The organism is Pseudomonas sp. 06C 126, from assembly GCF_001855215.1.
Taxonomy (GTDB): domain Bacteria; phylum Pseudomonadota; class Gammaproteobacteria; order Pseudomonadales; family Pseudomonadaceae; genus Aquipseudomonas; species Aquipseudomonas proteolytica.
Window position 1 is genome coordinate 1 of the sequence record NZ_MIFU01000089.1, and the last position, 21,857, is coordinate 21,857.

Below are 21,857 nucleotides of genomic sequence, written 5' to 3' on the forward strand. Positions count from 1 at the left end.
CTGCTGTCAACACCTCTTTTTCAACTTCCTTTTGGCTTCGATAAACTGAAGCAACTTGCTGTCGAATCTCGCATAACTCATTGTTTACCAAGGAGTTTTACGTTTCGACTGCGCCGGAAGTGGGGCGAATTATAGACTCCCAGAATTTGCCGTCAACCCTTGATTTTGCTTTTCTATCAATTAGTTACGATCGATTAAAAAACAACCAGCTGCGCTCATATAGAAATCCCTTCTATATAGAAGAACCCCCCTCAGATTACCCCCGCCTCCTTCAAGGCAGCCACATGAGATGCCCCCAGCCCCAGCACCTCACTGAGTACCTTAGCCGTATGCTCACCCAGCAGAGGCGGCGCACTGCGATACTCCACCGGCGTCTTGGACAGCCGCATAGGACTCCCCACCTGCGGCACCTTGCCCGCAAGCGGATGCGGCAACTCTATAGCCAGCCCGCGTGCCCGCACCTGAGGATCGGCAAACACCTGCGCCAGATCATTGATCGGCCCACACGGCACACCCACCTGCTCCAACTGGGCCACCCACTCGGCCGTGGTCTTGAACACCGTTGCTTGACGAATCAATGGAATGAGCGCTGCCCGATTGGCCACCCGCAGCTTATTAGTAGCAAACCGCGGATCATCGGCCCACTGCGGTTGCCCCGCGACCTGGGCAAACTTGCGAAATTGGCCGTCATTGCCCACGGTCAGGATGAAATCGCCATCGGCGGTGGGAAAATCCTGATACGGAACGATATTCGGATGCGCGTTCCCCAGCCGCTTGGGCGACACACCTGTCGTCAGATAATTCATGGCCTGATTGGCCAGACAGGCAACCTGTACATCCAGCAGCGCCATATCGATATGCTGACCACCACCATCATGATCGCGGTGCGCCATAGCCGCCAGAATCGCTACCGTAGAGTACAGCCCAGTCAAAATGTCGGTCAGCGCCACGCCGACCTTGACCGGACCTTCCCCCTCATCACCCTCAGGGCGCCCCGTCAGGCTCATCAACCCACCCAACCCCTGGATCATGAAGTCATAGCCAGCTCGCGCCGCATACGGCCCCGTCTGACCAAACCCGGTGATAGAGCAGTAAATCAGCTCCGGATTGAGCTCCTTGAGCGACTCGTAGTCCAGGCCATACGCCGCCAACCCGCCCACCTTGAAATTCTCGATCAAGATATCCGACTTTGCCGCCAGGTCCCGGACCAGCTTCTGCCCCTCCGGCCGAGTGAAGTCGATAGTCACCGACTCCTTATTACGATTGGCCGATAAGTAGTAGGACGCTTCACTGGTGTTCTCACCATAAGCATCCTTAAGGAAGGGCGGCCCCCAGGCGCGCGTATCGTCACCACTACCAGGCCGCTCGACCTTGATCACCTCAGCGCCGAGATCAGCAAGAATCTGCCCGGCCCAAGGCCCCGCCAGCACCCGTGACAAATCCAGTACCCGCAGATGCGATAGCGCGCCCATGGTTAACCTCCTATTAATAGAACGCCTGGATACCAGTCTGGGCGCGCCCAAGGATGAGCGCATGGACGTCATGCGTGCCTTCGTAGGTATTCACCACTTCCAGGTTGACCAGGTGCCGGGCAATCCCGAACTCATCGGAGATGCCATTGCCACCGAGCATGTCGCGAGCCATACGGGCAATATCCAGGGATTTGCCGCAGGAGTTGCGCTTCATGATCGAAGTGATCTCCACCGCCGCGGTTCCTTCATCTTTCATCCGCCCCAGACGCAGGCAACCTTGCAAGGCGAGGGTGATCTCGGTCTGCATATCAGCGAGCTTTTTCTGGATCAACTGCGTGGCGGCCAGTGGACGCCCGAACTGCTGGCGATCAAGGGTGTACTGGCGCGCCGTGTGCCAGCAGAACTCCGCAGCCCCCAAGGCGCCCCAGGAGATGCCGTAGCGTGCCGAGTTCAGGCAGGTAAAAGGACCTTTCAAGCCGCGCACATCGGGGAAGATGTTTTCTTCAGGAACAAACACGTTGTCCATGACGATTTCACCGGTGATCGAAGCGCGCAAACCGACCTTGCCATGAATCGCCGGCGCACTCAGACCTTTCCAGCCCTTCTCCAGGACAAAACCACGGATGTCGCCGGCGTCGTCCTTGCCCCAGACCACAAACACATCGGCAATCGGGCTATTGGTGATCCACATTTTGCTGCCGGTCAGGCTGTAGCCGCCATCCACCTTGCGCGCCCGGGTAATCATCGCACCCGGATCCGAACCGTGGTTTGGCTCGGTCAGGCCGAAGCAACCGATCCATTCACCCGAGGCCAGCTTGGGCAAGTACTTCTGTTTTTGTGCTTCAGTGCCGAACTCATTGATAGGCACCATCACCAGGGACGACTGCACGCTCATCATCGAGCGATAGCCAGAATCGACGCGCTCCACTTCACGGGCAATCAAGCCGTAGCTGACATAATTCAAGCCGCTGCCGCCGTACTGCTCGGGAATCATCGCGCCCAGCAGGCCGGTCTCACCCATTTCACGGAAAATTGCGGGATCGGTCTTTTCATGACGGAAGGCTTCAAGCACACGCGGCGCCAACTTGTCCTGGGCGAATTGCTCGGCACTGTCGCGCACCATGCGCTCTTCTTCGGTGAGCTGCTGATCCAGCAACAGTGGATCGATCCAGTTGAAGCTTGCCTTACCGCCCATGAGTGATTCCTCGCGAAGTAAATCAAAAGTCGTGCATGGAGCCTAGGCCGGGCAGGCGAGGAGGGCAAACGAGGTTTTTGCATAGCCTTGTGCTAATTTCTCACTCCGTAGCGATTAAGAAGGGCAAAACCGCCTTTTATTAGTGAGGGTACGGTACATGCGCAGGAAGATCCCCAGCACCACGGCCTTGGTGAGTTTTGAAGCGGCGGCCCGCCACGAGAGCTTTACCAAGGCCGCACAGGAGCTTTCCATTACCCAGGGCGCGATCTGCCGACAGATCGCCGGCCTTGAGGAGTTTTTGAGTGTCGAACTGTTTCGGCGCTCGCGACGCGGAGTAAAGCTCACGGAAGCCGGGCTTTCCTACAGCCGGCGAGTGGCAACGCAACTCGACGCCGTGGAACGCGACACCCTGTCAGTGATGGGCCAGCAAGGCGCCAATGTGATCGAACTGGCGGTGGTGCCCACGTTCGGTACCCAGTGGCTGATCCCACGACTCAAGGACTTCCAGCAGCAGCACCCCGAAGTCACGGTAAACCTGACCAACCGGACCCGCCCGTTCCTGTTCGCTGACACCGAGTTCGACGCCGCAATATATTTTGGCGATGCCGACTGGTCCGGCACCGAGTCCCACAGGTTAATGGGTGAAAACCCACTGCCCGTCTGTAGTCCACGACTGCTTGGGCAGCGCTCGCATTTCAGCGCCGAAGAAATCGCGGAACTGCCGCTACTGCAGCAAACCACACGGCCCTACGCCTGGCGCCAGTGGTTCAACGCACAACAATTGAACATCCCTCGGGACATGACAGGCCCACGTTACGAGCTATTCTCCATGCTGTCCCAGGCGGCCATGCATGACATGGGCATTGCCTTGATCCCACCGTTTCTTATTCAGCGGGAATTGGGCGAGAAACAGTTGGTGATCGCCAACCAACAGGCCCTGACCAGCAGCAAGGCCTATTACCTGATGATTCCAGAGAGAAAGGTCGAATCCGCATCACTGCACGCCTTTCGAGACTGGCTGGTTGATCAGGCACAACGTTACAGCCGGCAATTCTAGGCGCTCGCAGATTACTGACTCTGTAGTCAACAAAACAAAAGCCCTACAGATATAACTATATGTCGCTTTTACACAGACTGTACCGATCCACAGAAAAATGGCCTGAAAGCCAATAGCTATAAGCTCTACAGCGCTTATTCACCGCCCATGACCGACCATTCATGTCGACAATTGCAAAAATCGCCTTCTCCCTCCATAAGCCTTTAAATACCTGTATTTAAAGAGGTTATTCCAGCGGATTGCGACAATCAGTCACAGGGTGACTTGTAGTTAATTTTTCGTCACCCGTCATAATCCCTTGAAGGCCGTAAAGTTCGCCTGCAAAATGCCGCGCCCTGCTGTCATTTCAGCGGGGTCGTGCTGATCGGCCGCCCCAGTTGCGCCACTCGCGGCGCACTGGCCTTTTTACAAAAATCAAAAGCAAAAAGATCATGCAGGAGATTTGACGTGCACATTGGTGTTCCTCTCGAAACCCAGACCGGTGAAACGCGGGTTGCTGCAACCCCGGAAACCATCAAGAAGCTGATCGGCCAGGGCCATAAGGTCACTGTACAAAGCGGTGCAGGTGTCAAAGCCAGTGTCGTCGACAGTGCCTATGAAACGGCAGGCGCAACCATTGGCAGTGCCAGCGAGGCGTTTGGCGCCGAGCTGATTCTCAAGGTGGTCGCCCCCAGCGACAGCGAGCTGACGCTGATTAAAAGCGGCACCGTGCTGGTGGGCATGCTCAATCCGTTCAGCAACGAAACCATCACCCGGCTGGCCGAACATGGCATCACTGCCTTCGCCCTGGAGGCCGCCCCGCGTACCTCCCGTGCGCAGAGCCTGGATGTGCTGTCCTCCCAGGCCAACATTGCCGGCTACAAGGCGGTGCTGTTGGCGGCCCATCACTACCCGCGCTTCATGCCCATGCTGATGACCGCCGCCGGCACGGTGAAAGCCGCCCGCGTGCTGATCCTCGGCGCCGGCGTCGCCGGCCTGCAAGCCATCGCTACGGCGAAGCGTCTGGGTGCAGTCATCGAAGCGTCCGACGTACGCCCGGCCGTGAAGGAACAGATTGAGTCCCTCGGCGCCAAGTTCGTCGACGTGCCTTACGAGACCGACGAAGAGCGCGAATGCGCCGTTGGCGTCGGCGGCTACGCACGCCCCATGCCCACCAGCTGGATGCAGCGCCAGGCCCTGGCCGTGCATGAGCGCGCCAAGCAAGCCGATATCGTCATCACCACCGCCCTGATCCCGGGTCGTAAGGCCCCGACTTTGCTGAGCGCCGAAACCGTCGCCCAGATGAAGCCAGGCTCCGTGGTGATCGACCTGGCCGCGGCCCAGGGAGGCAACTGCCCGCTGACCGTCGCCGACCAGGTGGTCGTGCAACACGGCGTGACCATTTGCGGTCCGACCAACCTTGCCGGTGCCGTCGCTGCCGATGCCTCGGCCCTGTATGCGCGCAACCTGCTGGACTTCCTGAAGCTGGTCTTCACCAAGGAAGGGCAGTTTGAAATCAACCTCGAAGACGACATCGTCGCCGCGTGCCTGATGTGCCGCGACGGCCAAGTCATCCGCAAAAACGCCTAAGCAGGGATTCAGACGATGGAAGAGCTTATCTCCCCCGGTATCTACAACCTGATCATCTTCGTGCTGGCGATTTATGTCGGTTATCACGTGGTCTGGAACGTCACCCCCGCACTGCACACGCCATTGATGGCGGTGACCAACGCAATCTCGGCGATTGTGATCGTTGGCGCCATGCTTGCGGCTGCACTCACCGTCACGCCGCTGGGCAAGACCATGGGCACCCTGGCCGTGGCCCTGGCTGCCGTTAACGTGTTCGGCGGTTTCCTGGTTACCCGTAGGATGCTTGAGATGTTCAAGAAGAAAGCGCCCAAGGCTAAAGAAGAGGTGCAGAAGTAATGAGCATGAACCTCGTGACGACGCTCTACCTGATCGCGTCGATCTGTTTCATCCAGGCCCTCAAAGGCCTGTCGCACCCAACCACATCCCGACGCGGCAACCTGTTCGGCATGCTCGGCATGGCCCTGGCGGTACTCACCACCGTTGGCCTCATCTATAAGCTCGGTGCAGAACTCGCCACTGCAGGCATCGGCTACGTGATTGTCGGCCTGCTGATCGGCGGCACCGCCGGCTCGATCATGGCCAAGCGCGTAGAAATGACCAAGATGCCGGAGCTGGTCGCCTTCATGCACAGCATGATCGGTCTGGCCGCGGTGTTCATTGCCATTGCCGCAGTGGTCGAGCCGCAATCGCTGGGCATCGTCAAGCAACTGGGCGACGCGATTCCTGCGGGCAACCGCCTGGAACTGTTCCTCGGCGCAGCCATTGGTGCCATTACCTTCTCCGGCTCGGTGATTGCCTTCGGCAAGCTGTCGGGCAAGTACAAGTTCCGTCTGTTCCAGGGCGCACCGGTACAGTTCGGCGGCCAGCACAAGCTCAACCTGGTGCTGGGCCTGGCCACTCTAGGCCTGGGCCTGGTGTTCATGTTCACCGGCAACCTCACTGCCTTCGCCGTGATGCTGGCCCTGGCCTTTGTGCTGGGCGTGCTGATCATCATCCCGATTGGCGGCGCCGACATGCCGGTGGTCGTCTCGATGCTCAACAGCTATTCCGGCTGGGCTGCAGCGGGGATCGGCTTCTCGCTGAACAACTCGATGCTGATCATCGCCGGCTCCCTGGTGGGCTCAAGCGGCGCGATCCTCTCGTACATCATGTGCAAAGCGATGAACCGCTCCTTCTTTAACGTACTGCTCGGCGGCTTCGGCAACGCGCCGGATGCGGCAGGGCCAGCGGGCTCGAAAGAAGCGCGCCCGGTGAAGTCCGGTTCGGCCGACGACGCCACCTTTCTGCTGACCAACGCCGACACCGTGATCATCGTGCCGGGCTATGGCCTGGCAGTAGCGCGGGCGCAACACGCCCTTAAAGAGCTGACCGAGAAGCTGACCCATCGCGGTGTCACCGTGAAGTACGCGATCCATCCAGTCGCCGGCCGCATGCCTGGCCACATGAACGTGCTGCTGGCCGAGGCCGAAGTGCCTTATGACCAGGTGTTCGAGATGGAAGACATCAACTCCGAGTTCGGCCAGGCCGACGTGGTGCTGGTGCTCGGCGCCAACGACGTGGTCAACCCGGCCGCCAAGAACGATCCGAAATCGCCGATCGCCGGCATGCCGATTCTCGAGGCCTTCAAGGCCAAGACGATCATCGTCAACAAGCGCTCGATGGCCAGCGGTTATGCCGGCCTGGATAACGAATTGTTCTACCTGGACAAAACCATGATGGTCTTCGGCGATGCCAAGAAGGTCATCGAAGACATGGTCAAGGCCGTCGAATAAACACTGCTCCAGCGCAATACCCAAAACCCCGGCCTCCCGTAGGCTGGGGTTTTTTATTAACGGGAAAAACCCGACCAAAGGCTCTAAATCGCCACCTGGCATTCGACCATGGTAGCGGGACGAAAGCCTTTGAAATCACTAGACTGCCCACCTTGCCTCCGTTGCCCGAGATAACAATCCATGTACCGTGATCGTATCCGCTTGCCTTCGCTGTTGAACAAGGTCATGAGCGCCGCCGATGCTGCCGCCCTGATCGAGGACGGCATGACCGTCGGCATGAGCGGCTTTACCCGCGCCGGTGAAGCCAAGGCTGTGCCCCACGCCCTGGCTGAGCGTGCCAAGACCTCGCCCCTGAAAATCACCCTGATGACCGGCGCCAGCCTGGGCAACGACCTGGATAAGCAACTGACCGAAGCAGGCGTGCTGTCGCGCCGCATGCCATTCCAGGTCGATAGCACCCTGCGCAAGGCCATCAACGCCGGCGAAGTGATGTTTATCGACCAGCATCTGTCGGAAACCGTCGAACAACTGCGCAACAACCAACTCAAGCTGCCGGACATCGCGGTCATCGAAGCCGTGGCCATCACCGAGCAAGGCCATATCGTGCCTACGACCTCCGTGGGCAACTCGGCCAGCTTCGCGATTTTTGCCAAGCAGGTGATCATCGAGATCAACCTGGCGCACAACCCGAATCTGGAAGGCCTGCACGACATCTATATCCCGACCTACCGCCCGACCCGCACCCCGATCCCGCTGGTCAAGGTAGATGATCGTATCGGCAGCACTGCGATCCCGATCCCGCCAGAGAAGATCGTCGCCATCGTCATCACCAACCAGGCTGATTCCGCCTCCACGGTGACGCCGCCTGACAGTGACACCCAGTGGATCGCCAATCACCTGATCAACTTCCTCAAGCAGGAAGTGGATGCCGGGCGCATGACCAACAAGCTCGGCCCGCTGCAGGCTGGGATTGGCAACATTGCCAACGCGGTGATGTGCGGCCTGATCGAGTCACCGTTCGAAGACCTGACCATGTACTCCGAAGTGCTGCAGGATTCGACCTTCGACCTGATCGACGCCGGTAAGCTGAGCTTTGCCTCGGGCAGTTCGATCACCTTGTCGGAGCGGCGCAATGCCGACGTGTTCGGCAACCTGGAGCGTTACAAGGACAAGCTGGTGCTGCGCCCACAGGAAATTTCCAATCACCCGGAAGTGGTGCGCCGCCTGGGCATCATTGGTATCAACACTGCGCTGGAATTCGACATCTACGGCAACGTCAACTCCACCCATGTCTGCGGCACGCGGATGATGAACGGCATCGGCGGCTCGGGGGATTTCGCCCGTAACGCGCACCTGGCGATCTTTGTCACCAAGTCCATTGCCAAGGGCGGGGCGATTTCCAGCGTGGTGCCGATGGTCAGCCATGTCGACCATACCGAGCATGACGTCGACATCCTTGTGACCGAGATCGGCCTGGCCGACCTGCGCGGCCTGGCGCCACGGGAGCGGGCACGGGTGATCATCGATAATTGCGTACACCCTGACTACCGCGACGCCCTCAACAACTACTACACCGCCGCCTGCGCCATCGGCGGGCACACCCCGCATATTCTGCGCGAAGCCCTGAGCTGGCACATCAACCTGGAAGAAACCGGGCATATGCTCAAAGGTTGATCAACACAGACCCGGGCGGATGCAAACACAGTTGTATTCGCCCGGATCTGCTTGCGACTCATATGGAAAAAACTGTACTGCTGTACCGGTCATTTCCTACCGTAAAACCCTACAAATCCTTCCAATAACACCCAAAACGCACCAAATCAGTGCCGACAGGTACAGTTGCCCCATTTCTGTACAGTACAGCCCCTATAAACAGTTAACTGGCCCCTCACAATACAGGTGAACTGTATCTAGAGAGTCTTGCGCCGGAGGAGGATCATTGGCATCAGTTAAACCACTACCTAATCCCGCCACAAGCGGAAGGATGTCATCATGGAACGTACACTCAGTTCCGAACTGTTCTTCGAAGATAAAGCTGTCAACACCCAGGCTTCCCTGCCTCTGCGCGTTATCGCCAACCTGATGTTGTGGCAGCGCCGCATCTCCAGCCGCCACCAGTTGGCTCGTCTGGACTCGCGTCTGCTGGCCGATGCCGGGATCAGCGAAGCTCAACGCTACGAAGAGCTGAGCAAGCCGTTCTGGCGCTGATTTAGCGCCCGCTGGCCCTGACCTACCGGGTCCACCGCCAGCACCCCGAATTGTTGTAGCAGAACCCGCCCCGGGTAACCGGAGGCGGGTTTTGTTGTTCTGGCGGTCGGAAAAGGCTGCTTGACGGCCTTTTCCAGCACGCCAACAAGTACAGTTTAAAAAACACAAACACAGACCAGTACAATTTTGGATCGGTTTAATTTGTAGCGGTCAATCACCCTTTTCAGGCAGCGACTTCCCACTGCGTACTACCCGAACAGATAGGCGCCAGCTACTATCGCGTCATCAGTTCGTCTCATCCACAGGAGCCACCCATGTCCCGTCTTCGTTTGCTAAGCGCTGCAGCCCTGCTTGCCGTTGCTGCCAATGCCAGCGCCACCAGCCTGATCGTGACCACCGACTCGATAGTGGGCGCGCTCAAAGCCACTTCCGACGCCACCTCCGATGCCACCTCGTCCCTTCGCGACAATAAAGTCGTGCGCGCAGCACGCGACGATGCCGCCAGCTTCGTTGCCAGCCAAGGCGCGATCCGTGGCGTGAAGCTGGAAAGCGCCCTGGCGCAGATCCGCCAGCAAGCCCCCCAACTCAACACCGCTACCGACGCGCAACTGGCCCAGGCGATCCTCGCCATCTGACCTTGACTCACTGTAGGAGCGAGCTTGCTCGCGAAGATCGCGAACGATAACGCGGGGCTCACTGCTAAAACACTGCGCTCTCAGGTTCTTCGCGAGCAAGCTCGCTCCTACAGTAGTCGGCCTGCTCGCTGGCTCTCGCCCGGGCATTGCGCTAGCCTTGGCGCTCGTTTTCAGTTGTCGAGTCCCATGGCTTTTTCATACCGCTTGTTGATTGCTCCCACAATATTTGCCATCTGCGGCGCCGCTCCGGCCCAGGCCTTTGATCTGTCCACCCAAGGCGTCGTCGCCAGCGCTTATGCCACCAGTAAAGTGACCTCGGCGCCGTTCGATCGTAAATTGATACTGGCAGCCCAGGATGACGCTGCTGTGTTTATTGCCACTGACGGCCAATGGCGGGGCGCCCGGCTGGAGAGCGCGCTGGATTACCTGCGTCGCACCGAGCCAAAACTTAAGTCCAGTGACCTTGAACTGGCCCAGGCAATTCTCGTCCAATAATCATCTTTACCTTTTGGAGTCATTCCATGCGTCGCCCGTTGATCGCAGCTGCTCTCGGCCTGTTCCTGCTGGCAGATATCGCCCAGGCACAAACCCTGGTGGCCACCAGTAACATCATTGTTCGTGCTTTCGGCCGCACCATTGATTTCACCTCGGACACCACCACCTCCATCCGTGACTCCAAAGTCGTGCGCGCAGCCCACGATGACGCGGCCAGCTTTGTCGCGAGCAATGGCGATATCCGCGGCGCGCAACTGGAGGCCGCCTTCGACACCCTGCGAACCCGCGTGCCAGAAGCCCGCGACGCCAGCGACCAGGTCCTCGCCGAAGCCATCCTCGCATTGTGAGGCGCTTCACCGCCTGGCTATTGGCTACGACGGTACTGCTGACTGCCAGCGCCGCCCAGGCCAGCCTGCAACTGCGGCTCAAGACCAACGGCTTGAGCCCGGCCCAACAGCAGGCCAGCCAGGCATTGCTGGATGAAGCGATGCAGGCGCTCCCGCCGCGCTTCATCGAGCAACTGGACCGGCGCATCGACGTCGGCTGGACCGACGACATGCCCGCCAATGCCTATGGCCAGGCGTCGCTGGTCGCTGAACTGGACCTCAATCGCAAACTGCTGGCCAGCCTTACTGACGGCACCGCCGCCACCCAACAGACCCAGCGCCCCCACGGCACCGTGCGCAGAGAACTGCTCGCGACCGTTCTGCATGAACTGACCCATATCTATGATCGCGCGCGCCTGTGGCCCACGGACCAGCGCTCGTTGATCCGACGCTGCAGCCGCCAGAACAACATCACCGGCCTGGTTGGCCTGCCCGATCAATGCCGTGGCCAGAATGACCGGCGCTTCACGCTCAGCGACGATCCACGCTTGCTTGACCTGGCCGGCTGGCCGCAATACGTCGGCCGCCGTGGCGAGCGCGAGCAGCACAACCGGCAAGTGGCCCGCAGCCCGGACCTGTACGAAATCACCAACCCCAAGGAGTTCGTCGCGGTCAACATGGAGTACTTCCTCCTTGACCCGAGCTACGCCTGCCGCCGTCCCGCGCTGTACCGTTACTACCAGCAACACTTCGGCTGGGCCCCGCCAGCCAAGGACGCTTGCGCCAACACCTTCGCCTTCCTCAATGCCGGCAACGATTTTGCCAAGACGCCCCTGGGCCAGGTCGACCCCGAGCGCGTATACGCCATCGACTACCTGCTGGCCGAAGCCAACCAGAACCTGGTGAGCCGCTGGGGCCACAGCATGCTGCGCCTGGTGATCTGTGCGCCGGGCCGCCCACGTGGCCCGGATTGCCGCCTGGACCTGGACCAGCACCTGGTGTTGTCCTACCGCGCATTTGTCGGCGACGTACAACTGTCGAGTTGGGACGGCCTGGTGGGCAAGTACCCATCGCGCCTGTTCGTACTGCCCCTGGCCCAGGTGATCGACGAATACACCAAGACCGAACTGCGTGGCCTGGCTTCCGTGCCCCTGATTCTCACGCGCCAGGAGATCAACGACACCGTCGAACACGCCGCCGAAATGCACTGGAGCTACGACGGCAATTACTACTTCCTCTCCAACAACTGCGCCGTCGAAGGCCTGAAACTGCTGCGCAGCGGCAGCGCCAACCCGCAACTGACAGCCTTGGACAACATCACCCCCAATGGTTTGCTGGAAGTCCTCAAGGCCCGTGGGCTGGCCGACACCAGCGTGCTGGACGACCGCCGTGAGGCCTTGCGCCTGGGCTATCACTTCGACTCCTTCCGTGAGCGCTACCAGGCGATGTTCGAGGTGCTGAAGAAGCACCTGCCGATCCCGCAGACCCAGGTCGAAGACTGGCTGATCTTGAGCGCCGAGCAACGCAGGGTGTGGTTCGACAAGGCCGACCTGCGCACCAGCGCCGCATTGCTGCTGCTGGAACAGGCCAGCTTTCGCAAGCAACTGATGCTCGCCCAGGACGAGGTCAAGCAACGCTACCTCGGCGCCCGCGAACTGAAGAACGGCGGCATGGCCAAGGCCGATGCCACGCTGCAGCAGATCCTCGCCAACAGCGGCTTCCTCAGCCGCCCGGCGGAACTGCTCGGCAGCAGCGGTTATGGATTGCCCCAACCCAAGGAATGGCAGCGCCTGGAATCAGAAAGCGCCTTGCGCCAGAAACAGCTGCAATCGTTGACCGGCGACCTGGATAAAGAGGTGAGGGCGCTGCTGGAACCTTCGCGCGCGGCGGAAATTGCCGCCTGCGAGGCCAATCTCAAGCAGGTTGGCGAACATCTGCGTGCGCTGCACAAGGCCGCTGGCGGGCTGCAACTGCCTTAAAACCGTAGGAGCGAGCTTGCTCGCGAAAAACCCGAACATACCGCGTTTACCCCGCAAACGCGCCTTAACGTTCACGACCTTCGCGAGCAAGCTCGCTCCTACAGTGAACCTCATCCACCTGAAACCTGTTTTTCCAGCGAAAGCTGGCTGAAAGCTTTCGCGATTAGGATCGCCCTCACTACCGGCAATAGACCGGTTGGCCAACCTGAGCGTTTTCATGCCCAGGGGCCCAATTAACAACAACAATGGTGATGCTGATGTCCGCTCGTACCCGCCTGTTTTCCCCGACTCCCCCCGTACGCCTCGCGCTTTTCGTTCTGCGCTGACCCCAACCCGGTTCGCCATTCCCTAGCCGCGCTACGCCTGGAGTATTCCTATGCTGACTTTCCTTGGCTTTGCCATGGTCATCACGTTCATGTTCCTGATCATGACCAAGCGCCTCTCGGCGCTGATCGCCCTGATCATCGTGCCTATCCTGTTCGCGCTGTTCGGTGGCTTTGCGCCGAAGATCGGCCCGATGATGCTCGAAGGCATCACCAAGCTGGCGCCTACCGGCGTGATGCTGATGTTTGCCATCCTCTACTTTGCCTTGATGATCGATTCCGGCCTGTTTGACCCGGCCGTGCGCAAGATCCTCAAGCTGGTCAAGGGCGACCCTCTGAAAGTCTCGGTCGGTACTGCCGTGCTGGCGCTGGTGGTGTCCCTGGACGGTGACGGCGCCACCACCTACATGATCTGCGTGGCCGCCATGCTGCCGCTGTACAAGCGCATCGGCATGAGCCCGCGAATCATGGCCGGCCTGATCATCCTCGCCGGTGGCGTGATGAACATGACCCCCTGGGGCGGCCCGACCGCTCGCGCCGCCAGTGCCCTGCACGTGGACCCATCGGACATCTTCGTACCGATGATCCCCGCCATGGCCGCCGGCGTAGTGGCCATCCTGGTGATTGCCTATATGTACGGTCTGCGCGAACGTGCCCGACTCGGCGTACTGCACCTGCAAGGCGATGAAATCGATCACAGCGAAATCAGCGTCTCGCAGTTCCCGGATGCCCGTCGCCCGAAACTGATCTGGTTCAACGGCGCCCTGACCCTGGCCCTGATGTGCACCCTGATCGCCGGCCTGTTGCCGCTGCCGGTGCTGTTCATGGTGGCCTTCAGTATCGCGATGATCGTCAACTACCCGTGCCTGCAACAGCAGAAAGACCGCGTTGCCGCCCACTCGGGCAGCGTGCTGGCGGTGGTCGGCCTGATCTTCGCCGCAGGTATTTTCACCGGCATTCTGTCGGGCACCGGCATGGTCGACGCCATGTCCAAGAGCCTGCTGGCCGTCATCCCTGAAGCCCTTGGCCCGTACCTGGCGGTGATCACCGCGCTGGTGAGCATGCCGTTCACCTTCTTCATGTCCAACGATGCGTTCTACTACGGCGTATTGCCAGTACTGGCCGAAGCCGCCAGCCACTACGGCATCACCGCCGCAGAAATGGGCCGTGCCTCGATTGTTGGCCAGCCGGTCCACTTGCTCAGCCCGCTGGTGCCGTCGACTTACCTGCTGGTGGCCCTGGCCGGTATCGAATTTGGCGATCACCAGCGCTTCACCCTGAAGTGGGCAGTGCTGGTGTGCCTGTGCATAATGGTCGCCGCATTGCTGTTGGGCACATTCCCGCTGTTCAGCACTCTATAATCGTAACAACCCACTGCGCCGGCCCTCCTGCCGGCGCGGTCTAACACTCGCGCAAAGGAACACATATGGAATGGCTGACCAATCCGGAGATCTGGATTGCCTTCTTCACCCTGACGGCTCTTGAGATCGTTCTGGGCATCGATAACATCATCATGATTTCGATCCTGGTCAGCCGTATGCCCAAGCATATGCAAGCGCGCACCCGGATCTTCGGCCTGGCCCTGGCCATGGTCACCCGGATCCTGCTGCTGCTGTCGATCACCTGGGTCATGCAACTGACCGCCGACCTGTTCGTGGTGTTCGGCCAGGGTATTTCCGGCCGCGACATGATCCTGTTCTTCGGCGGCCTGTTCCTGCTGTGGAAAAGCTCCCAGGAGATGTACCACGCCCTGGAAGGTGAAGACGAAACCCATGACGAGCCGAAAGGCAAGGGTGGCAAGTTCATCTACACCATCATCCAGATCGCCATCATCGATATCGTGTTCTCCCTGGACTCGGTGATTACCGCCGTGGGTATGGTTTCCCACGTACCGGTCATGGTTGCTGCGATCATCGTCGCGGTCTTGGTGATGATGCTGGCCGCAGGCACCATCAGCGAGTTCATCGACAAGCACCCATCGTTGAAAATGCTCGCGCTGTCGTTCCTGCTGATCGTGGGTACCGTGCTGATCGCCGAATCCTTCGACGTGCATGTGCCAAAAGGCTACGTGTACTTCGCCATGGCGTTCTCCCTGGCGGTAGAAGCGGTCAACATCAAGATGCGGACCGCCATCGCGAAAAAGAAAAAGCAGCAGGATCCTGTGAAACTGCGCAAGGACATCCCGGGCCAATAACCCGCGGGCAACACCTGTAGGAGCGAGCGTGCTCGCGAAAAACGCCAACGGTAACGCGTGCTGCCTGATTGCACGCGTTGCCCTTGAGTTCTTCGCGAGCATGCTCGCTCCTACAGTCGTTTCAGGCGCCTGCAAAAAGCTGATTTCATGACAGTTTTGTTTCAAAGCCGACTTTAGCTATGCGATGCTGGCGCACAGGCCGTTCGCCAACTACAGCTTAAGTACACAACACAAAACGGCACGCGGCACTTTTTGCTCCACTTGGAGCACGACTCAATACAGGGGGCCGAGCATGCTGACCCTGCTCAATCTTCTTTCCGCCGTGACCTTGCTGATCTGGGGCACGCACATCGTCCGTACCGGCATCCTGCGGGTCTACGGCTCCAACCTGCGCCAGGTCATCGGGCAGAACATGGCCAGGCGCTGGCTGGCGTTCATTGCCGGGATCCTGGTCACCGCCATGGTGCAAAGCAGCAACGCCACGGCGATGCTGGTGACCTCGTTCGTCGGCCAGGGCCTGATGGGCCTGACGCCCGCCCTGGCGACCATGCTCGGCGCCGATGTCGGTACCGCGCTGATGGCACGGGTGCTGACCCTGGATCTGTCCTGGCTGTCGCCGCTGCTGATCTTTCTCGGGGTGATCTTCTTCCTGTCGCGCAAACAGACGCGCGCCGGGCAGATGGGCCGGGTCGGTATCGGCCTGGGCCTGATCATTCTCGCCCTGCAACTGATTGTCGAAGCCGCCGGGCCGATTACCCAGGCCCAGGGCGTCAAGGTGCTGTTCGCATCGCTGACCGGTGACATCCTGCTCGACGCCCTGGTGGGCGCGCTGTTTGCGATGATTTCCTACTCCAGCCTGGCCGCCGTGCTGCTGACCGCAACCCTGGCCGGTGCCGGGGTGATTGGCCTGCATGTGGCCATCGGCCTGGTGATCGGGGCCAATATCGGCAGCGGTGTCCTGGCGTTCCTCAGCACCAGCATGCAAAACGCCGCCGGTCGCCAAGTGGCCTTGGGCAGCCTGCTGTACAAGCTGATCGGCCTGCTGCTGATCATTCCCGTCCTGGACCCGCTGGTGCTGTGGATGGACACCCTGGACTACAGCGCCCAAGGCATGGTCATCACCTTTCACCTGCTCTACAACGTCACCCGCTGCCTGATCCTGCTGCCCACCATCGGCCCGATGGCGCGCCTGTGTGCCTGGCTGCTGCCGGAGCGCCCGGAGGCCAATGGCCTGGCCAAGCCCCGTCATCTGGACCCGACGGCGCTGACCACCCCGAGCCTGGCCCTGGCCAACGCCGCACGGGAAACCCTGCGCCTGGGGGACCTGATCGACAACATGCTGACCGCCATGCTGGAAGTGCTGCGCGGCAAACAAACCGCCATCACCCAGGAAATGCGCAGCCTCAGTGATGACGTCGAGGCACTCTACAGCGCGATCAAGCTGTACCTGGCGCAAATGCCCCGCGAAGATCTCAGCGAGCACGACAGCCGGCGCTGGGCCGAGATCATCGAGCTGTCGATCAACCTGAAGCTGGCCGGCGACTTGATCGAACGTATGCTGCGTAAGGTCCAGCAGCAGAAAACCTCCCAGCGCCGCTCGTTTTCCGAAGTCGGGCTCGAAGAACTGGCCGGCCTGCATAGCCAGTTGATCTCCAACCTGCGCCTGGGCCTGTCGGTGTTCCTCAGTGCCGACCCGGAAAGCGCCCGCCAATTGCTGCGCGAGAAGCGCCGCTTCCGCGCCCAGGAACGGCGCCTGGCCCACGCCCACGTCAGCCGCCTGCAACGCAAAATCGTGCAAAGCATCGAGACCAGTTCCCTGCACCTGGAGCTGATTGCCGACATGAAGCGCCTGAACTCGTTGTTTTGCAGCAGTGCTTATGTCGTGCTGGAAACCTCCGAGACCGGTGCGTTGGCGGTGGACAATATTGCCGACATCACCCATTCGCCCTGAACGAACCGCACACCCCGGGAGTCAGTTAAAAACACCACCTACCCAATGTAGGAGCGGGCTTGTGTGGGAGCGAGCTTGCTCGCGATAGCATCACTGCGGTGTAACTGATTCACCGAGTGCGCGCATCGCGGGCAAGCCCGCTCCCACAAAAAGCCAGTTTCAACCGTTATTGTTAGCTAGGAACCCCGTTATGCGTCGCCTGCTACTCGCCTGCCTGCTCATAGGCTCGGCCCACGCCTCTGCCTTTGATCGCTTGCAGGTCGAAGGCTACATGTTGCCCAACGGCCTGCAATTGCTGCTCAAGCCGGGCACCGAGCGCGGGCACGTGGCGATCCGCCTGGTGGTCGGCGTAGGCCTGGATGACTTCAGTTGCGAAGACAAAGAACTGCCGCACCTGCTGGAACACCTGCTGTTCAGCGGCATCGATGGCGGCGGCGAAGGCGAGCTGGAAGAACAGATGCAGGCCCTGGGCGGGGAGTGGAACGCCTACACCAGCAACGCCGACACCACCTTCGTCATCGAGGCCCCGGCGCGCAACCAGCGCAAGGTGCTGGACCTGCTGAAGGCGATCCTGACCCGGACCGAGCTGAGCGACGCCGCAATCAACGCCGCCAAGCAGGTGGTCGAGCGCGAAGATGGGGGTCACTATTCACACCTGCAACGCCTGCTGGATCGCCAGGACCTGGGCCATAACGCCAGCAATCAACTGGCGGTGGAACTGGGCCTCAAATGCGCCGAGCGGGCCGAAGTTGAACACCTGACCCGCACGCAACTGCAGAGCGTGCGCCAGGCCTGGTACGCCCCCAACAACATGACCCTGATCATCGTCGGCGACCTCGACAAACTGCTGCCGGCCTATCTGGAGCGCACCTACGGCCAACTCGAGCCGGTCGACCCCAGCGAACACAGGGCGTTGCCGCAAACCCTGGGCGCCGCAGCGACCCATCGTGACCTGATCCGTGGCTGGGTCGGCGATGGCGCCAAGCTGCACTGGTTGTTCCCCGAACCCACGCTGGACGAGCAGCACGATGCCACCTACGACCTGCTCAAGGACTACCTGGATTGGGCGTTGTATCGCCAGTTGCGCCTGCAGCATGGCCTGTCCTACGGCCCATGGAGCGAGCGCGAAGTGCTGGGCGGCGTGGGGTTCATGAGCCTCAACGCGGACCTTGACCGCGATAACCTGCCCGAGGCCGAACGCGTTCTTGAAAGCCTCAAGACCAGGCTGCTTGAGGACGGCCTCGACCCGGCGACCTTCAGCCGCCTGCAACAAGCCGCCATCGACCGCCAGGCCTGGGCCGTGCAGGGCAATAGCGCGCTGGCCGACTACTACTGGGGTGCCTTGGCCGACTACGCCGACGGGCGTCTTCGCGACCCGGCCAAGCGCCTCAAGGCCGTGAGCCTGGCGCAAACCAATCAGGCCATGCGCCAGCTGTTCAACCAGCAGGGCTACTGGCGCATCGAAAAACCGCTGCTCAGTTACGACGCCCTGGGCTGGATCGCCGCAGGCGTGCTGGGGCTGATTGCTATTGTGCTGATTGGGCTGCGCCGTTATCGCAAAGCAATTGTGCAATGACACGCCTATCAACAGGCTAAGACGTTATTCTGTCTGGGATTTTTTCCTACAAAGACTGCGAACTGCCGAATGCCAAACCTGACCCTTCTCATCCAGCGCGTCCTCGAACTGATGAAGCGCTACCCAGGGGTGATCGCACTCGGCGGTTTTATCTCGGGGGTGGGCAGCTTTATCCTGGTGGACCGCCAACAAGGCATGGCCAGTTGGATCGCGATCATCATGCTGGTGAGCTGGCTGTGGCTGATGCTGGAAAACAGCTTCACCCAGTTGTTCAGCAAGGTCTTCAAGCGGGAAATCCCCGAACCGCTGCTGCGCTACGCCACACAGATGATCCACCAGGAAAGCCTGTTCTTTGTCCTGCCGTTCTTTTTCGTCACCACCACCTGGAACAGCAGCCAGGCCATTTTCACCGGCTTGCTGGGCGCCGCCGCACTGGTCTCGATCACCGACCCGCTGTACTACAAATGGCTGGCGCCCAAGCGCTCGCTGTTTCTGGCACTGCACACCCTGACCCTGTTTGCCGCCTTGCTCACCGCACTGCCGATCATCCTGCACCTGACCACCGCCGAGAGTTACAAACTGGCGCTGGGGGTGGCGATGGCCTTGTCGATCCCCAGCCTGGCCGTGAGCCTGCCGCTGCGCAGCGTCAAGGGTTGGCTGATGCTGCTGGGCGTGACGGCGGCGATTGGCTGCGCGGGTTGGTTCCTGCGCAGCTGGGTGCCGCCGGCCACCCTGTGGATGACCGAAGTGGCAATCAGCACCCAATTGCAGGACCGCACCCCCGGCGATGACCTCAAAGAAGTCAGCGCCAGCCAACTGCGCAGCAGCGGCCTGTACGCCTATACCGCAATCAACGCACCGCGCGGGCTGGACGAGCGCATCTACCATGTGTGGCAGTTCAACGGCAAAGAGGTCGACCGCATCGCCCTGGATATCCATGGCGGACGCAAGGAAGGCTACCGGGCCTGGACCCACAAGCAGAACTTCCCGGCGAATGCCGTGGGCCGCTGGCAAGTACGGGTGCTGACCGAAGACGGCCAGGTGATCGGCGTGTTGCGCTTTAAAGTCACTGACAGCGTACAAACGGACACGCCAAAGTAGGACGGATCGTGCTATTACATAGCAATTGTGGAATAGCCAAACAAGCTCGGAGCTTATGACCAGTAGCACAACGGCAGGCAATGCCCACCTGGACGCGTCCACCCAGCCGCCTCAATTGCGGGTTACCGGGGACTGGACGCTGGCCCACTACAGCGCCCTGAAAAAGCTCTCGGCAAGCCTCGACGGCCAGTACGACGCCAGCACCCGCGTCGACCTCAACGGCCTGGGCGCACTGGACACCGCCGGCGCCTCGTTGCTGGTGGAACTGCTGGGCCCGGAGCGCATTGAGCATTCGGCCGAACAAACCGACTGCAGCCTGCCCGCTGCCGACCGGGCGCTGCTCAAGACCGTCTACCGCTCCCTGAATGATTTTTGTGTGCCGGTCAAAGAGCCGCAGCAAAACGCCGGTATTCAGCTTTTGGCACGCATCGGCCGCGCGGTGGATACCGTCTGGCAAGACGCCATGACCCTGCTGGGCTTTATCGGCCTGATTCTCGAAACCTTCGCTCGCGGCGTGTTCCGGCCCAAGCGCTGGCGCCTGACGCCGATGGTGGCGCATATCGAACAGACGGGGCTGGATGCCGCGCCTATCGTCGCCTTGCTGACCTTCCTGGTGGGCGCGGTGGTCGCGTTTCTCGGCGCCACGGTGCTGGAGAGTTTCGGCGCAAGCATTTTCACCGTGGACCTTGTGGCGTTTTCCTTCTTGCGTGAGTTCGGTGTCCTACTCACCGCGATCCTGATGGCCGGCCGCACCGCCAGCGCCTTCACCGCACAAATTGGCTCGATGAAGGCCAACGAAGAAATCGACGCGATCCGCACCATGGGCCTCGACCCCATGGAGTTGCTGGTACTGCCACGCGTCCTCGCGCTGCTGGTGGCGCTGCCGATGCTGACCTTTCTCGCGATGATTTCAGGCATTGTCGGCGGCGGCGTGGTGTGCGCCGTGGCCCTGGATATTTCGCCGGCGATGTTCCTCTCGCTGCTGCAATCGGACATTGGTGTCCAGCATTTGCTGGTGGGGCTGGTCAAGGCACCGTTCTTCGCCTTCCTGATCGCGGCCATTGGCTGCCTGGAAGGCTTCAAGGTCAGCGGCAGCGCCGAATCGGTCGGCGCCCACACCACCTCCGCAGTGGTGCAATCGATTTTCGTGGTGATCGTGCTCGACGCGGTAGCCGCATTGTTCTTTATGGAGATGGGCTGGTGAGCCGTTTACAACGAGCGCCCAGCGAGGCGGTGATCGAAGTCCGTGGCCTGTGCAACCGCTTTGGCCCGCAGAGCGTGCATGAAAACCTCGACCTGGATCTGTACAAGGGCGAGATTCTCGCCGTAGTGGGCGGCTCGGGCAGCGGCAAGTCGGTGCTGCTGCGCAGCATCATCGGCCTGCGTCAGCCCAGCGAAGGCCAAGTGCGGGTATTCGGCCAGGACTTGCCGAGCCTCTCAGAACACGAACGCTCCCTGGTGGAACGGCGTTTCGGCGTGCTGTTCCAGAAAGGCGCGCTGTTCTCCTCGCTGACGGTCACGGAAAACGTCGCCCTGCCACTGATCGAACACGCCGGCCTGAGCCGCGCCGATGCCGAGCATCTGGCGGCAGTCAAGCTTGCGCTGGCCGGGCTGCCATTGTCGGCGGCCGACAAATACCCGTCCTCGCTGTCCGGCGGGATGATCAAACGTGCGGCCCTGGCCCGCGCCCTGGCCCTCGACCCGGACATTTTGTTTCTCGACGAACCGACCGCTGGCCTCGACCCCATCGGCGCGGCGGCATTCGACCAACTGATCCTGACCCTGCGTGATGCCTTGGGCCTGAGCGTGTTGCTGATCACCCACGACCTCGACACGCTCTACACCATCACCGATCGCGTGGCCGTGCTGGCGCAGAAAAAGGTGCTGGTGGCAGATGCCATCGATGTTGTCTCGGAAACGGACGACGCCTGGATTCACGAATACTTTCATGGCCCTCGGGGCCGCGCGGCATTGGATGCCGCTCAACCGCTCAACGAGGTATGA

19 protein-coding genes are annotated in these 21,857 nt (G+C 60.6%); 17 read left to right on the top strand and 2 right to left on the bottom strand.

Annotation, left to right across the window (positions count from 1 at the left end):
- Positions 1–251: 251 nt before the first annotated feature.
- Together BHC62_RS16070 and BHC62_RS16075 are read right to left on the bottom strand one after the other, a co-directional pair.
- A complete protein-coding gene (locus BHC62_RS16070) occupies positions 252–1,472 on the bottom strand; it encodes a CaiB/BaiF CoA-transferase family protein (protein ID WP_029290435.1) in 1,221 nt (406 codons plus the stop codon).
- A gap of 13 nt (positions 1,473–1,485) precedes the next feature.
- Positions 1,486–2,667 carry an acyl-CoA dehydrogenase gene (locus tag BHC62_RS16075; protein ID WP_029290432.1) on the bottom strand — a complete coding sequence of 394 codons (1,182 nt, stop codon included), beginning with the start codon at positions 2,665–2,667 and terminating at the stop codon, positions 1,486–1,488.
- 157 nt (positions 2,668–2,824) lie between these two features.
- Between BHC62_RS16075 and BHC62_RS16080 the strand changes: the two genes are divergently transcribed.
- The 17 genes from BHC62_RS16080 to BHC62_RS16160 all read left to right on the top strand — a co-directional run bounded on the left by BHC62_RS16080 (position 2,825) and on the right by BHC62_RS16160 (position 21,857).
- On the top strand, positions 2,825–3,724 hold the full coding sequence (locus tag BHC62_RS16080; RefSeq protein WP_029290430.1) for a LysR family transcriptional regulator: 900 nt from the start codon (positions 2,825–2,827) through the stop codon (positions 3,722–3,724).
- A gap of 447 nt (positions 3,725–4,171) precedes the next feature.
- Positions 4,172–5,293, top strand: coding sequence for a Re/Si-specific NAD(P)(+) transhydrogenase subunit alpha (locus BHC62_RS16085; protein WP_029290427.1), 1,122 nt, complete (start codon positions 4,172–4,174; stop codon positions 5,291–5,293).
- A 15-nt stretch (positions 5,294–5,308) separates the two neighbouring features.
- Positions 5,309–5,629, top strand: coding sequence for an NAD(P) transhydrogenase subunit alpha (locus tag BHC62_RS16090; RefSeq protein WP_003233786.1), 321 nt, complete (start codon positions 5,309–5,311; stop codon positions 5,627–5,629).
- Positions 5,629–7,065 (top strand): NAD(P)(+) transhydrogenase (Re/Si-specific) subunit beta, encoded by a 1,437-nt coding sequence (locus BHC62_RS16095; protein WP_029290421.1) that lies wholly within the window; start codon positions 5,629–5,631, stop codon positions 7,063–7,065. The genes BHC62_RS16090 and BHC62_RS16095 overlap by 1 nt, the downstream gene beginning before the upstream one ends.
- Before the next feature lie 180 nt (positions 7,066–7,245).
- Complete coding sequence (locus BHC62_RS16100; RefSeq protein ID WP_029290419.1) at positions 7,246–8,739, top strand: acetyl-CoA hydrolase/transferase family protein; 1,494 nt, start codon at positions 7,246–7,248, stop codon at positions 8,737–8,739.
- A gap of 318 nt (positions 8,740–9,057) precedes the next feature.
- Complete coding sequence (locus tag BHC62_RS16105; RefSeq protein ID WP_007911656.1) at positions 9,058–9,273, top strand: DUF1127 domain-containing protein; 216 nt, start codon at positions 9,058–9,060, stop codon at positions 9,271–9,273.
- A gap of 314 nt (positions 9,274–9,587) precedes the next feature.
- Positions 9,588–9,908, top strand: coding sequence for a DUF2388 domain-containing protein (locus tag BHC62_RS16110; RefSeq protein ID WP_029290413.1), 321 nt, complete (start codon positions 9,588–9,590; stop codon positions 9,906–9,908).
- Between the two features lie 186 nt (positions 9,909–10,094).
- Positions 10,095–10,403 (top strand): DUF2388 domain-containing protein, encoded by a 309-nt coding sequence (locus BHC62_RS16115; RefSeq protein ID WP_070995496.1) that lies wholly within the window; start codon positions 10,095–10,097, stop codon positions 10,401–10,403.
- Positions 10,404–10,429: 26 nt separating this feature from the next.
- Complete coding sequence (locus BHC62_RS16120) at positions 10,430–10,750, top strand: DUF2388 domain-containing protein (protein ID WP_029290409.1); 321 nt, start codon at positions 10,430–10,432, stop codon at positions 10,748–10,750.
- A complete protein-coding gene (locus BHC62_RS16125) occupies positions 10,747–12,708 on the top strand; it encodes a DUF4105 domain-containing protein (RefSeq protein WP_070995497.1) in 1,962 nt (653 codons plus the stop codon). The genes BHC62_RS16120 and BHC62_RS16125 overlap by 4 nt, the downstream gene beginning before the upstream one ends.
- A 376-nt stretch (positions 12,709–13,084) precedes the next feature.
- Positions 13,085–14,392: a CitMHS family transporter gene (locus BHC62_RS16130; RefSeq protein WP_070995498.1), complete on the top strand. Its 1,308-nt coding sequence runs from the start codon at positions 13,085–13,087 to the stop codon at positions 14,390–14,392.
- Positions 14,393–14,457: 65 nt separating this feature from the next.
- A complete protein-coding gene (locus BHC62_RS16135) occupies positions 14,458–15,225 on the top strand; it encodes a TerC family protein (RefSeq protein ID WP_070995499.1) in 768 nt (255 codons plus the stop codon).
- A 292-nt stretch (positions 15,226–15,517) separates the two neighbouring features.
- Positions 15,518–17,176, top strand: coding sequence for a Na/Pi cotransporter family protein (locus BHC62_RS16140; RefSeq protein WP_029290400.1), 1,659 nt, complete (start codon positions 15,518–15,520; stop codon positions 17,174–17,176).
- Between the two features lie 190 nt (positions 17,177–17,366).
- Positions 17,367–18,752: a pitrilysin family protein gene (locus BHC62_RS16145; RefSeq protein ID WP_070995500.1), complete on the top strand. Its 1,386-nt coding sequence runs from the start codon at positions 17,367–17,369 to the stop codon at positions 18,750–18,752.
- 69 nt (positions 18,753–18,821) lie between these two features.
- Entirely contained in the window at positions 18,822–19,853 is a 1,032-nt protein-coding gene (locus tag BHC62_RS16150) for a DUF5924 family protein (protein WP_070995501.1), read from the top strand.
- Between the two features lie 55 nt (positions 19,854–19,908).
- Entirely contained in the window at positions 19,909–21,057 is a 1,149-nt protein-coding gene (locus tag BHC62_RS16155; protein WP_029290394.1) for an ABC transporter permease, read from the top strand.
- Positions 21,054–21,857, top strand: a complete 804-nt coding sequence (locus BHC62_RS16160) for an ABC transporter ATP-binding protein (RefSeq protein ID WP_070995502.1) — start codon at positions 21,054–21,056, stop codon at positions 21,855–21,857. The genes BHC62_RS16155 and BHC62_RS16160 overlap by 4 nt, the downstream gene beginning before the upstream one ends.